This is a genomic window from Geotalea toluenoxydans JCM 15764, from assembly GCF_001311985.1.
In the GTDB taxonomy this organism is placed as follows: Bacteria; Desulfobacterota; Desulfuromonadia; order Geobacterales; family Geobacteraceae; genus Geotalea; species Geotalea toluenoxydans.
Map to the genome: position 1 here is coordinate 14,310 of NZ_BBCJ01000004.1, position 12,580 is coordinate 26,889.

14 protein-coding genes and 3 pseudogenes are annotated in these 12,580 nt (G+C 55.5%); 15 read left to right on the forward strand and 2 right to left on the reverse strand.

All coding sequences use genetic code 11. The annotated features are described in order from the left end of the window. Nucleotides 1–12: 12 nt before the first annotated feature. Nucleotides 13–354, reverse strand: a complete 342-nt coding sequence (locus JCM15764_RS03265) for a YtxH domain-containing protein (RefSeq protein WP_012648825.1) — start codon at nt 352–354, stop codon at nt 13–15. A gap of 194 nt (nt 355–548) precedes the next feature. Between JCM15764_RS03265 and JCM15764_RS03270 the strand changes: the two are divergent. Further along, nucleotides 549–2,190 (forward strand): annotated as a pseudogene (locus JCM15764_RS03270) (aspartate:alanine exchanger family transporter). Nucleotides 2,191–2,252: 62 nt separating this feature from the next. Here the strand turns inward: JCM15764_RS03270 and JCM15764_RS03275 are convergent. Further along, on the reverse strand, nt 2,253–3,224 hold the full coding sequence (locus tag JCM15764_RS03275; protein ID WP_054692811.1) for an ATP-dependent 6-phosphofructokinase: 972 nt from the start codon (nt 3,222–3,224) through the stop codon (nt 2,253–2,255). A 138-nt stretch (nt 3,225–3,362) separates the two neighbouring features. Here JCM15764_RS03275 and JCM15764_RS03280 point away from each other — a divergent pair, with 138 nt between their 5' ends. From JCM15764_RS03280 to JCM15764_RS03320, 14 genes and pseudogenes are all read left to right on the forward strand, one after another. After that, on the forward strand, nt 3,363–4,490 hold the full coding sequence (locus tag JCM15764_RS03280) for a hypothetical protein (RefSeq protein WP_054692583.1): 1,128 nt from the start codon (nt 3,363–3,365) through the stop codon (nt 4,488–4,490). A 186-nt stretch (nt 4,491–4,676) separates the two neighbouring features. Continuing rightward, nucleotides 4,677–5,420: a Pvc16 family protein gene (locus tag JCM15764_RS03285; RefSeq protein WP_243688257.1), complete on the forward strand. Its 744-nt coding sequence runs from the start codon at nt 4,677–4,679 to the stop codon at nt 5,418–5,420. Further along, nucleotides 5,377–6,615, forward strand: coding sequence for a hypothetical protein (locus tag JCM15764_RS21490; protein WP_243688258.1), 1,239 nt, complete (start codon nt 5,377–5,379; stop codon nt 6,613–6,615). Before JCM15764_RS03285 ends, JCM15764_RS21490 begins: the two co-directional genes overlap by 44 nt. A 7-nt stretch (nt 6,616–6,622) precedes the next feature. Further along, on the forward strand, nt 6,623–7,180 hold the full coding sequence (locus JCM15764_RS21495) for a hypothetical protein (protein WP_243688259.1): 558 nt from the start codon (nt 6,623–6,625) through the stop codon (nt 7,178–7,180). Nucleotides 7,181–7,209: 29 nt separating this feature from the next. Next, nucleotides 7,210–8,199 carry a phage tail sheath family protein gene (locus tag JCM15764_RS21500; protein WP_243688260.1) on the forward strand — a complete coding sequence of 330 codons (990 nt, stop codon included), beginning with the start codon at nt 7,210–7,212 and terminating at the stop codon, nt 8,197–8,199. Nucleotides 8,200–8,255: 56 nt separating this feature from the next. Then, nucleotides 8,256–8,696: a phage tail protein gene (locus JCM15764_RS03295; RefSeq protein ID WP_054692586.1), complete on the forward strand. Its 441-nt coding sequence runs from the start codon at nt 8,256–8,258 to the stop codon at nt 8,694–8,696. Continuing rightward, a pseudogene (locus JCM15764_RS03300) lies at nt 8,696–9,141 on the forward strand (phage tail protein). Before JCM15764_RS03295 ends, JCM15764_RS03300 begins: the two are co-directional and overlap by 1 nt. A gap of 1 nt (nt 9,142) precedes the next feature. Further along, nucleotides 9,143–9,304 (forward strand): DUF5908 family protein, encoded by a 162-nt coding sequence (locus JCM15764_RS21505; protein WP_243688261.1) that lies wholly within the window; start codon nt 9,143–9,145, stop codon nt 9,302–9,304. Between the two features lie 3 nt (nt 9,305–9,307). Beyond that, nucleotides 9,308–9,481: a CIS tube protein gene (locus JCM15764_RS25980; protein WP_279384239.1), complete on the forward strand. Its 174-nt coding sequence runs from the start codon at nt 9,308–9,310 to the stop codon at nt 9,479–9,481. A gap of 25 nt (nt 9,482–9,506) precedes the next feature. Continuing rightward, on the forward strand, nt 9,507–9,974 hold the full coding sequence (locus JCM15764_RS03305; protein ID WP_279384240.1) for a CIS tube protein: 468 nt from the start codon (nt 9,507–9,509) through the stop codon (nt 9,972–9,974). A gap of 74 nt (nt 9,975–10,048) precedes the next feature. After that, nucleotides 10,049–11,469: pseudogene (gene vgrG / locus JCM15764_RS30580) on the forward strand (type VI secretion system tip protein VgrG). Next, the gene (locus tag JCM15764_RS21520) at nt 11,466–11,813 is read left to right on the forward strand and encodes a hypothetical protein (protein WP_243688264.1); all 348 of its coding nucleotides are present in this window, start codon (nt 11,466–11,468) and stop codon (nt 11,811–11,813) included. Before vgrG ends, JCM15764_RS21520 begins: the two are co-directional and overlap by 4 nt. Before the next feature lie 9 nt (nt 11,814–11,822). Then, on the forward strand, nt 11,823–12,098 hold the full coding sequence (locus tag JCM15764_RS03315) for a PAAR domain-containing protein (protein ID WP_054692590.1): 276 nt from the start codon (nt 11,823–11,825) through the stop codon (nt 12,096–12,098). A gap of 102 nt (nt 12,099–12,200) precedes the next feature. Next, on the forward strand, nt 12,201–12,569 hold the full coding sequence (locus tag JCM15764_RS03320) for a GPW/gp25 family protein (RefSeq protein ID WP_243688265.1): 369 nt from the start codon (nt 12,201–12,203) through the stop codon (nt 12,567–12,569). Nucleotides 12,570–12,580: the final 11 nt, after the last annotated feature.

The following is a 12,580-nucleotide window of genomic DNA, read 5'->3' on the forward strand; positions in this document are numbered from 1 at the left end:
TTGCCCTTAACCTCAGCCGATCAACCGCGCCAGTCTCTGCCGCTGTTTCTCCAGCTTGACCTGCCCCCTTTCTATGGCTGCCAAAAGCTCTTTTTTCGATTCCGGAGCCAAGTCCACTTCACTGCTGAGGATACTGGACGCCTTTTCGCCGATGGTGTCGGCCAGCTCGGAAACATTGTCGGCAAACTCATGGACGACCTTGTCCGTTTTACTGCCGACGGTTCTCGCCATGCGGACAATATCCTTGCGGGTATCCTTTCCTGTCTTGGGAGCGAGCAACAAGGCCAACCCGGCGCCTACAATACCGCCACCGACGAGCATCAGAGCATCTGCCATGGTATCTTTCTGTGCCATAATTGTGTCTCCTTTTTATTTATAAATTTTAATTTTAACTATAGCATAAAAATAGACGGCGCAAATGAAATGGGAAGAAAAGGTGGTTTCCCCTGCTCATTGACGTTCAATTCCCTATGGAATAGGGGGACAGAGGGGAGTGGATATTTGGCAGAATTGGTTATAATTATTAAGGATAATTAAAGGAGCCACTGATGACCAAAATCCTCATCGACAACCCACTGTTGCTCCTTTTCCTCGTGGCTGGAATCGGCTATCCACTGGGGCGGATAAAAATACGCGGCAGCAGCTTCGGAGTGGCGGCAGTGCTTTTCGTCGGCCTGGCCTTTGGTTCCCTCGATCCCGCCATGAAACTGCCGGAAGTCATTTACATGCTGGGATTGAGCCTGTTCATCTACGCCATCGGCCTGAGCGGCGGCCCCACCTTCATGGCGTCATTCAAGCGTCAGGGGCTTCGCTACAACCTGCTGGTGATCGGTGTTCTGACGGTCTGTGCCGCAGTGGCGGCGGTGGCAGGCAAGCTACTGCACCTTAAGTCGACGATCGCAGCAGGGATGTTTGCCGGAAGCCTGACCAGCACGCCGGCCCTGGCGGCTATTCTCGATACGCTGAAGCACAACTACTCGGGCAGCGGCCTTGAAGATCTTCTGGCCGAGCCGGTTGTCGCTACTCCATCACCTATCCCATGGGAGTCATCGGCACCGTCCTTGCCATCGGCCTGGCACAGCGCCTGTGGCGGATCAATTTCGCCGGCGAGGCCAAGCAGCTGCGCGATCTGGGCGCACCCACCGAGCCGTTGCGAAATTTCACCATCCGCGTGACCCGGGCTCCCGTCTGTTGCGCCAAGCCATTGGAGGATCTGCGCCGGGAGCAGGGGTGGGACGTGATCTTCGGACGGGTGAAACGGGCCGGCCAGTTTCAATTGGCAACCATGGAAGAAAAGCTGGCCATAGGAGACCTGATCACCGTGGTCGGCTCTTCCGGGGAGATAGAGCGGGCCGCCGCCTACCTGGGGGAAAAGAGCGTGGAAGAGATCGATCTGGACCGAAGCGAGTTCGATTTTCGCCGTATATTCGTCTCCAGCCCGGAGGTGGCAGGGCGCCGCCTCAAGGACCTCAACCTCCGCAAGAGGTTCGGCGCGGTCATCACCAGGGTTCGGCGCGGCGATGACGACTTTCTGCCCAATGGCGATCTGGTGCTGGAACTGGGGGACCGGGTCAGGGTGGTGACCCACCACGACAACATGAAGGCGGTGTCAAGATACCTGGGGGATTCGTATCGCGCTGTCAGCGAGGTGGATATCCTCACCTTCAGCGGTGGACTGGCCCTGGGGCTCCTGCTGGGCATTCTGCCGATCCCGCTTCCCGGCGGCATCACCTTCAAGTTCGGTTTTGCCGGGGGGCCGCTGGTGGTGGCGCTGATCCTGGGCACCATTGGCCACAGCGGAAAGATGGTCTGGAACCTTCCCTACAGCGCCAACATGACCCTGCGTCAGATAGGCATGGTGCTCTTTCTGGCCGGCATCGGCACCCGCGCCGGGTACAGTTTTCTCTCTACCTTTACCAAGGGCGGTGGCATTCTGATCTTCGGTACCGGCATCATCCTCACCTGTCTTGCTTCACTGGCAGCGCTCTGGATCGCTACCGCCTGCTGAAGATTCCCATGACCCTTCTCATCGGCATTATTGCAGGAATGCAGACCCAGACCGCCGTTCTCGGCTATGCCCTGGATCAGACCCGCAATGATCTGCCCAATATCGGTTTTGCATCGGTCTATCCGGCGGCGACCATCTACAAGATTATTTGCGTTCAGGTGCTGCTGGCAATGCTGGAGTGAACAGGCTGTTGTAAAACTACTGCGAGGGTGGTCTGCGGCGTTGCTGTCTCGCCCGGTTCCGGTCATTTTGCCAGGATTTTTGCCAATTCCAACAAACGCAAGTCAAGATCTTTTTTGTTCTCGACGACCACGTCCAGCGGCGTGGCGGTGATTTCTCCCTTAATCATCCCCATCAGGACCCCCTTGTTGCCTTTCTCCAGATTTTCGGTGGCGGCTGCACCGAGCTGGGTGCCGAGGATGCGGTCGAATGAGCCGGGAGATCCGCCGCGTTGCACATGGCCGAGCTTGGTAACCCTGAGCTCGAAACCGAGCCGTTCCCGATGGATCTGAAAGTACTGGGCCATGCCGTCGGCGTTGTTCTGTGCACCTTCGGCGACAACGATAATGGCATGGGCCTTGCCGTTGTCATAGGCAGCTCGCAGATCGGCAGCAACAACCTCCGGGTCGGTCTTCTGTTCGGGAATCATGATCGCCTCGGCGCCGCCGGCAATGCCTGCCATCAATGCCAGGTATCCGCATTTGCGCCCCATGACCTCAAGAAGAAAGGCCCGATGGTGGGAGGAGGCGGTAACCTTGAGCCGGTCGATTGCTTCAAGTGCCACATCCATGGCGGTCTGGACGCCGATGGTAATGTCCGAACCGTAGAGATCGTTGTCGATGGTCGAGGCGACTCCCACCACCGGGAACCCCATCCGGGACAGCTCATAGGCGCCGGTCTGGGAGCCGTTGCCGCCAATGACGATCAGGCCGCCGATTCCCTGCTGCTCCATCTGGGTCAAGGCTTTCCGGCGACCTTCCTCGGTCTCGAATTCGCGGCAGCGGGCGCTACCGAGCATTGTACCACCCTTCTGGATGATGCCCCCCACATCCCGCGCGCCCAATGGCATTATCTCGCCGCTGATCAAGCCGGCATAGCCGTTATGAACGCCAAACATCTCCCAACCCTTGTCAAGTCCTGTCCTGACGATGGCACGAATGGCGGCGTTCATGCCAGGGGCGTCGCCGCCGCTGGTGAGTACGGCAATACGTTTCATGGTTCCCTCCACACGGTTGATTTTCAGTAATTTTATATCAGAATCGGGATAAGCATAGGTGTGGCAGCAAGATTTTTCGCCGGCCTTTCTGCGAATGTGAGCGAGCATTAGCCGGAAAACCTTACCTGGAGGAACGGGATGAATTCAAGATCTGTCAGCATCGGGCATATATTGCCCATCATTGTCATGGCCATGGCTCTGACCGGCTGTAATCCGGTACGAGACTACGAGGCGGCAAAACTACTGGTGGATATTGCCGCCGGAGCAAAGGAAGCCCCAAGTGGGGATGCAGCCGAGCCACGGCGTTTGGCAAGGAATTTTCAAGTAAAAGGGGTACGTTATCATGCCGACCTGTATCTTGCCGGCCAAAAGCCGCTGGCGGCGATGCTGCTGCTTCCGGGGGCTGCGGAGAAAGGCAAGGACGACCCGCGACTGCAGGCTTTGGCCATGAGCATGGCCCGTGCACGTTTTGCCGTGCTGGTGCCGGACCTGCAGGGATTCCGTTCGCTGCAGATCGGTTCCAGGGACATTGAAGATGTGACGCGGTGTTTTTATTGGCTGGCCACGCAGCAGGATTTGGCGCCAAACGGGCGTGCCGGTCTTTGTGGCATCAGCTATGCCTGCGGACCGGCCGTACTCGCGGCACTCGATCCTCTCATTGCCCAACGGACACGATTCATCATGACCATCGGCGGTTATTACGACCTGGTCCGGGTGCTCACCTTCTTTACCACCGGCTATTTCGAAAAGGCTGGTGTGTGGCAGTACCGGGAACCAAATCACTACGGCAAGTGGGTTTTTGTCCTGAGCAATATCAGCCGGCTGAGTTCAAAGGAGGACCAGCAGCTCTTTAAACGTATGGTTGCCCGCAAATTGGGCGATACCCACGCCATCATCGACGACCTGGCAGATGGGCTGTCACCTGAGGGGCGAGATTTCTTCAATTTCATCGAGAACAGGGACCGGACCAGGGTGACGGCCCTCATCGGTCGGTTGCCGCTCTCCATCCGCCAGGAGATCACACGGCTGAATATCGCCGGTTACGACATGGGCCGCCTGAAGGCGCAGATGATCATCCTTCACGGCTATGATGATGATATCATTCCCTATACGGAGAGCGTCGCCCTTGCCGAGAATATCCCTCGCAGCCAGGGAAGCCTTTATCTGGTCCAAGGCCTGATGCATGTCAATTTAAAACCACGTATTAGCGATATTGTTAAGCTGTGGAGAGCGCTGTCACGGCTTTTGCGGGTATCAAGGCAATAAGAGAAAAAATAATAAAAAATCGTTTTGACAGGCAGTTAGTTTTATGTTAATAAGCTGCTTAAATTAAAGGAACAAACATGTTTTGTATTTTAAAATAAAGAAAACAAGCCATGCTGTCGTCGTTCTGAACCCAGCAACACAAGCTTCCGCCAAACTAATCTTCCACAGCTTTCTCTGGAGGTACTGGTGCTCGATGTTGCCCTTCAGTTTCTCACAGACGAGATCAACGCGTACAGTCTAACCACTGACCGCACAGGCTTTACCAAGGTCAAGCTGGGACCTGTAGTCAATGGGAAGGGTGAGTATGCCATTGACAGCGATACGATTGGCCTCAGCATTGTCAATATTGAAGAGGAGCGAGTGCTAAAGTCTCAGACTCTGGAACACAGGCTGGTAGGTGATCAGCATGTTGTTCTGGAGCCGGAACTGAAGTTGAATATCTATCTCCTGTTTGCCGCGAACTACACTGTTTATGATGTCGCTTTAAAAGCCATTTCCCACATAATCTCCTTTTTTCAGTCCCGTCCTTCCTTTACTTCCGAACAATACCCTGCACTTGACAGACAAATAGCAAAGCTGAGCGTAGAGCTGCAATCCCCCAACTATGAGCAGCTCAACCAGATATGGGGATTCATCGGCGCCAAACAGCTCCCTTCCGTCCTGTATAAGGTCAGGATGATAACTATCCAGGATGGGGCGGTAAAAACCGTGAAGCTCCTGTTACGAAAATACAGGGAGATACGAACAGTCAATGATTACTACCTTCAGAACTCTTTTTACGGTAGCGATATCACATGGTTACTACACAAAGAGCTGCAACGACATCGATTTTGTACTGCTTGGAGATACACGGGAGCTCCTGAGAAACGCGAGGGTGCTCTCCAGGGTGAAAAACGGTGTCCTGTACTTCCTTCAGGAGGTGGACGCTGAAAACAATCCTCTCTTCTCCCTGGCAGGCGCGACGGTAAGGTTTCGGCTCGAGTTGCTCAACCCGTATTTCATGAATTTCACAAATATCAATGTTTCCCCAAAGCGGGTCCTCTACTACCGTAACGGTACCCTCCCAGAGAGATTCGAGAGTGCAAGTGAGGTAGCAGTCACCACGGACCTTCTTTCCCATACGATTATTAGCAAGGTTCGACCTTTGAGTTTGGTTTTGCGGGATGATAGCGGCCATATTCTGGCTGAGGAGATGGCCGCCAATGCGGAGTTTCGCGAGGCCCGGTTCACATTGAACGGGTATTCCGGCCGTAGTTTTATGGTTGATGAAGGAGCTCCCGACTCGGAAACAATGACCTGGTATTACCGTGATGCCGAGATGCTGCAGGCTGGTGGGCTCGCAATTGTCGAAGTAGCGATAGACGACTCTTTTTACCAGTCCAAAGATGCCCCCATGCAGCTGAACCTCCCGTTCGAGAGGAAGGAAGAGTTCCTCGAATATTTCGTGGTGGCGAAGGGATACTCAGAAGAAGAGCTGGATCAGGTGAAGGTCGAGGAGAAAGGGCAGGGTAACGGCAACAACGGAGATTCGAAGACATCTTTCGAAAGGGTATCACCCGAAGAAATGCCACCAGGGTACAAGGGACTCGGCGGCATGGAGGCGAGGGTTGCCTTGTTCAGATCGGAAAAACCGGTACCGAGGGCTGAAGCAGGAACGAGAAAAATGCAGTTGCTCAGGAATGACGAAACGCTCATCAAGTCGCTGCCGCTACCTGCGGCGGACAAGCCCGACGGAAGATCGTCATCCACATATCGAAAGGATAAGGAACCGATTATGAGACCATTGAGAACACCGGATGTTTACGTGGAGGAGATTTCGTTGTTTCCGCCGTCGGTGGCCGAAGTCGAGACTGCTGTCCCTGCATTCGTGGGGTACACCGCAAGAGCGACGAAGATCACCGACAAGGATCTAAGCATGGTACCGACGAAGATAAAGTCGTTGCCCGACTTCGAGATGTACTTCGGAGGTGCTCCGGCCGTAGTTCCAAAGGAAGTCAATCTCGACGAAGCTACAACTTTGTCAGCGCCAACTTCGAGAGCAGAAACTTCTACCTTTACGACAGCCTGCGGCTTTTCTTCGATAACGGGGGGGGAAATGCTACATCGTTTCCGTCGGAAACTATGAAGAGGATGTGAGCAAAGAGAAGCTGATAGCGGGGGTTCGGGAACTCAAGAAGTACGACGAACCGACGATGCTACTGTTCCCCGATGCCGCCTCCCTTGATGCCGGAGCTCTCGGAGAGGTGCAGCAGCAGGCGCTCATGCAGTGCGGGGACCTGATGGACCGGGTCGGGATATTCGAAACTCGCCTTGACGACCCGAACGGAACCTTATTCCGCGACAAGATAGGGATAAACAACCTGAAATACGGCGCCGCCTATACTCCCTGGCTCAACATCAGTGTGAGCAAGAATATCCCGTACGCCAATGTCAGGGATGCCATTTATGTCGGAGGGACGAAAACTTCCATCGAGCAACTCACGACCGACAAGGGGATAAGGGACCTTGTCAAGCTGGTCGAAACGGCGCTTGAAGACATATCGACGGTAGATGCTGAGATGAAAGACCTGCTCGGCACTTCCAAGAGCATCAACCAAGGGTATCAGGATCTGGTGGCCGCATACAAGGACAACAAGGGGCTCGGCAAGATGGGGATATCTTCGAGTTCATCTTCAGTATCCCTGGTTTAACCGAAAAACTTCTCGACGCGACCTCCGGGGTGAAGGGAGAGAGACTCAGGAAGGATATAAAGGATGCGATAGAGGGGCGGCTCAAGAAGGCATACGAGGAGCTGATAGCGAACGAAAAGGAGCTCGACGAATCCGTCGCCAGCGATGAGTACATTGCCAGCTGGGGCGTAGATCCCGATCCTGCAGCAATCGAATGGGGAGGGATCTTTTCCTCTTCCGCACCGGGCAAGTCGTCGATCATCCCCGGTGTGGCAACGACCGACGAGGCGAAGTGCGATGCGATCTTTCCGAACGTGGCAAAGAACTTCGCAATTATCCGCGAGACGGTAATGGGCATCGTCATGAGTGCTTCTAATTACGCCAGCACCTATGAAACATCCCTCTATGAGAGCTTTCCCCTATACCGGAAGATCCTCAAGGGGATCAACGAAACGGCAACCACTGTTCCTCCGAGCGGAGCGATTGCCGGGGTGTGTGCCGCCGTGGACAACGCCAGGGGGGTCTGGAAAGCTCCGGCCAATGTGAGCCTCGCCGGTGTCGTCGGTCCCGTCTACCAGTTCGATGCCGACGAGACCGACAACCTGAATATTGACACGAATGCCGGCAAATCGATCAATGCCATCAGGGCGTTCTCCGGAAAAGGGACGCTGGTCTGGGGAGCCCGCACCCTTGCCGGTAACGACAACGAATGGCGTTACATCTCGGTCAGAAGGTTTTTCAACATGGTGGAGGAGTCGGTGAAGAAATCCACCTATTGGGCAGTGTTCGAGCCGAATGATGCTAACACCTGGGTGAAGGTGCGGGGCATGATCGAGAACTACCTCATGCAGAAATGGCGTGATGGAGCACTTGCCGGGGCGACCCCCAAGGAGGCATTTTTCGTCAGGTGCGGCCTGGGGACGACAATGAACTCCCAGGACATACTTGAAGGGCGGATGAACGTGGAAATCGGCATGGCTGTCGTCCGCCCGGCCGAGTTCATCGTACTCAAGTTTTCCCACAAGCTGCAGACGTCATAGCCTGGGACATCGATCGATAATGATTTTCCTAATCCAATAGAAAAGGAATCAAGACCATGGCCATTACAGCAGATTATCCGCTTCCAGTATTTCATTTCAGGGTCGAATGGGGGGGCAAGCGCATAGGCTTTTCGGAAGTCACCGGCCTCACCCAGGAGAACCAGGCGATCGAGTATCGTGATGGGTCGTTTCCCGAGTACTCGTCAATCAAGATGCCGGGGCTCCGAAAATTCAGCAACATCACCCTGAAGCGGGGGGTCGTGAAGAGCGACAACGATTTTTTTGCCTGGCTCAGCACTGTCAAGCTCAACACCGTCGAGCGGCGGGACCTTGCCATCAGCCTTCTGAACGAGAACCATGACCCGGTCATGGTCTGGAAGGTCCATAAGGCGTTCCCGGTGAAGGTCGAGGGGCCGCAGCTCAAGGCAAGCGGCAACGAGGTGGCGATCGAGTCGATCGAAATAGCTCACGAAGGGCTAGAGGTGCAAAACGACTGATGGCGAACTATTATCCCCCCGTTGCCTTTCACTTCAAGGTCGAGGTCCTCGGGCTTCCGTCCAACGATAACGATGTCCGGTTCACCGAGGTGACGGGACTGTCGATGGAAATGGCAACCGAAGAGGTGCCAGAGGGGGAGAGAACCGCTTCGTGCAGAAGTTCCCGATACGGGCGAGGTATCCCGAGCTGGTGTTGAAGCGCGGCCTCCTCGTCAATTCGGAAATAACGGAGTGGGTACGGCGGTGCATCGAGGATCTGGACATCGAGCCGAAGAGCGTGGACATCAAGCTGCTGAATGAACAACACCAGCCACTCCTTACCTGGCACCTGGTCGGCGCGTATCCGACCAAATGGTCGCTGGGCGACCTCAATGCCTCGAACAGCGCCGTTTCCATCGAGTCGCTCCAGCTTTACTACCAGCGTTTCACCATGGATAAATCATAGCATGCCGGTCATAGTCGATGAAGTTGTCATTTCCGTAGAGGTAACCAACGATGCTTCAGGGGGGAGCGCCGCTCCCCCCTCATCCACCGAAGATAAACAGTCGGTTGTGAATGAGTGCGTGGAGCGCGTGCTTGAGATTCTTGCACGGAAAGGGGAGCGTTAGCCGATGGCGGACATGGGAGCTCTTGAAAAACTGCTGATTCTGGCCTTCCGCGAGCCCGATTATTCCGATTCCCCCTGTGGAACATTCGAGTCCTTTCTGAATCCGAACGAGATCACGCTTTCGTATGAGATGGAGTACGACAGCGCCCAGGCGCCGGTACCACCAATAGTAGAATGAACTTCAAGAAGGCGAAGCGGGGGATATGTCGCTGACCTTTTTCATCGACGGCACTGGGGCCAACGGGAAAAAGATCGATGTCCAGCAGAAAATAGAGGAGTTCCAGATAGTCACCGGCTATGACGGGACAATACATCGTCCGCATTACCTTAAGGTAGTGTGGGGTAAGCTGCAGGTGAAGAGGTGCGTACTCAAGAGCGCCTCCATCGCCTATAAGATGTTCCAGCCGAGCGGTATTCCTTTGAGGGCGATCATTACCGCCACCTTTACCGATAATTCGGATGACCGCACCCGTCAAGCCATGGCGCGGGACGAGTCTCCCGACCTGACACACGTGCGTGTCGTGCGGGTGGCCGACAACCTTCCATTAATGTGCAACGAAATATACGGTGATCCAGGTTACTACCTTCAGGTAGCCGTGGTGAACGGCCTCGACAACTTCCGGAAACTTGTTCCCGGAACTAAGGTGTTCTTTCCGCCGTTGGAGAAATAGCCATTCCTGCACAGAGAACGTTACCCATTTCAGCCACCCACCGCGAGTTCACCATAAAGGTGGACGGTACGGCGGTGAACCGCGAGCACCATCTCCTCGGGTTGTCCATAACGAAGATGGTGAACCGGCTGTCATCTGCGCAACTCGTATACCTGGACGGCTCCGCCTCGTCCGGTAAGTTCCCCCTGGCCGATGATAGTCTCTTCCTGCCTGGCGGGGAGGTTGAAATCGTTGCAGGCAGTGGCAGCGATGAAGTATCTCTTTTTAATGGAACAGTGGTACGACAGAGTATCAAAATCCGCGACCGCAGCTCCTCGCAGCTCGTGGTCGAGTGCCGGCACCAGGCCAGCAAGATGACCATCGGACGGAAAAGCGCCTATTTTTTCGACCAGACCGACAGTGACATTATCACAGCCCTTCTTGACGCCGCTTCTGTCGATGCCGACGTGGAGTCCACATCGGTCACCCACAAGCAACAGGTGCAGTATGATTCCACTGACTGGGATTTTATTGTCTCCCGGGCAGATGCATGTGGTAGAGCGGTCTTCGCGAACGACAAAAAAGTGAAGGTCGCAACGCCGAAGCTCGATGGGACGTCGGTCTGCACGCTGCTGTACGGGGCCACCATCTTGGAGATGGATGCCGAGATGGATTCGCGGTTCCAATATCCTGCGGTGAAGAGCTTTACCTGGGACCCGGCCCAGCAGGCAATCTCCGAAAAGGATGCCACCGATCCGGGGCAACTTGCTCCGGGGGATGTTTCCACCGATGATCTCGCAGCTGTTGCAGGGCTCGACCACTACCGGCTGCAATCTGCCGCGGTTACCGAGGAAGAGGCGCAGGCATGGCCGATGCGCAGTGGCTGAAATCGAAGCTGAGCAAGGTAAGCGGGCGGATAAAGTGCGAGGGAATCGGAAGTGTGAACCCCGGGGACACGGTAGAGGTCGACGGTGTCGGAGGGCGTTTCAGCGGTAAAGTCTTCGTCACAGGAGTTCGGCACGATTTCGATACGGTGCAGGGGTGGAAGACACATATCCAATTCGGAAGCATGGAAAAATGGTTTGCTGAGGAGCAGCCGGTCTCGGCTCCGAAGGCAGCTGCGCTTCTGCCGGCGGTAAGCGGCCTGCAGATCGGCGTAGTGGTGTCCAACGAAGACCCGGACGGAGAACACCGCGTGCGTGTCAGGATGCCGCTGGTAAATGCTGAAGAAGACGGCACCTGGGCGCGGGTCGCCGCATTGGATGCCGGAAGCGAACGCGGCTTCTTTTTCAGGCCCGAGGTGGATGACGAGGTGGTCCTCGGTTTCCTGAATGATGACCCGCGGCAGGCGGTGATCCTGGGCATGCTGCACAGCAGCGCAAAAGCCGCACCGCTGCAGGGTTCCGACGATAACCATGAAAAGGTCTACCAGAGTCGCTCCAAGATGAAGCTCTACTTCAATGACGAAAAAAAGTCATGCAGTTCGAGACCCCCGGAGGGAACTCGATCACTTTGAGCGAGGAAGACAAGGCGATAAAAATCTCCGACCAGAACGGCAACAAGATCGAAATGACCCAGGACGGCATCACCATGGAAAGCAGCAAGGCGATCACCCTGAAAGCGGGGACCGAGGTGAAGCTGGAATCGGGCACCTCCTTCGCTGCCAAGGCGGGATCGGAGATGAAGCTGGAATCAGGCACCTCCTTCGCCGCCAAGGCGGGAACGGAGATGAAGATCGAATCGGGAACCTCCCTCGGAGCCAAGGGGGGGACCGAACTGAAGCTGGAAGGCGCCGCAGGAGCCGAGCTTTCCAGCAGCGCCGTGACCAAGGTCAAGGGGAGCCTTTTGAAGCTCAATTGAGGAGGACCTATGCCTGCAGCCGCACGAGTCGGCGACACTACCACCCACGGCGGAACCATCACCGGTCCCGGAAGCCCGACTGTCCTTATCGGCGGAAAGCCGGCGGCGGTTGCTGGAGACATGCATATATGTGTCCTTCCGCCACAGACACATCTCAAGAGCAGTGCCTTTCCCTCGGGAAGCACAACGGTGCTCATCGGCAACAAGCCGGCCCTAAGGACGACCGACGCCTGTCTCTGCGGCGCAAAGGCGGCAGTGGGAGAGCCGACGGTCCAGATCGGATGAACCGGAGGAGATATGGGAGATCCTAAGGAGAGCATAACCTCGTTCCTCGGAAGCGGATGGAGCTTCCCCCCCTCGTTCTCTGCTGCCGCAGGGAGGGTAAACATGAGCTCAGAGGAAAAGGACATCGAGGAAAGCCTGAGAATTCTTTTGGGAACCACTGCAGGAGAGCGTTTTCTCAACCCAAAGTATGGTCTTGACATGCGTCAGCTGCTTTTCGAGCCGATGAGCGAGACGATGAAGACCTACATAGCCGACGGAATCCGTATCGGCATACTCATCTACGAGGCTCGCATCAACCTCATTTCCGTCGTGCTTGATACGAGCGCCCAATATCAAGGGGTGATCGCCGTCAACCTGGAGTACGAAATCCGTGCCACGAACTCGCGCTACAACCTTGTTTATCCCTTTTATCTGGCCGAGGGGGGAGAGCGCGGGGAACAATCGACAGTTCACGAGGGGAAGCCGGCGTGAGCGTCGGGACC

Excerpts from the sequence above, each read along its gene's own strand:
- JCM15764_RS03265 (WP_012648825.1), bottom strand. The coding sequence starts at position 354 with ATGGCACAGAAAGATACCATGGCAGATGCTCTGATGCTCGTCGGTGGC.
- JCM15764_RS03275 (WP_054692811.1), bottom strand. The coding sequence starts at position 3,224 with ATGAAACGTATTGCCGTACTCACCAGCGGCGGCGACGCCCCTGGCATG.
- JCM15764_RS03280 (WP_054692583.1), top strand. The coding sequence starts at position 3,363 with ATGAATTCAAGATCTGTCAGCATCGGGCATATATTGCCCATCATTGTC.
- JCM15764_RS03295 (WP_054692586.1), top strand. The coding sequence starts at position 8,256 with ATGGCCATTACAGCAGATTATCCGCTTCCAGTATTTCATTTCAGGGTC.
- JCM15764_RS21505 (WP_243688261.1), top strand. The coding sequence starts at position 9,143 with ATGCCGGTCATAGTCGATGAAGTTGTCATTTCCGTAGAGGTAACCAAC.
- JCM15764_RS25980 (WP_279384239.1), top strand. The coding sequence starts at position 9,308 with ATGGCGGACATGGGAGCTCTTGAAAAACTGCTGATTCTGGCCTTCCGC.
- JCM15764_RS03305 (WP_279384240.1), top strand. The coding sequence starts at position 9,507 with ATGTCGCTGACCTTTTTCATCGACGGCACTGGGGCCAACGGGAAAAAG.
- JCM15764_RS03315 (WP_054692590.1), top strand. The coding sequence starts at position 11,823 with ATGCCTGCAGCCGCACGAGTCGGCGACACTACCACCCACGGCGGAACC.
- JCM15764_RS03320 (WP_243688265.1), top strand. The coding sequence starts at position 12,201 with ATGAGCTCAGAGGAAAAGGACATCGAGGAAAGCCTGAGAATTCTTTTG.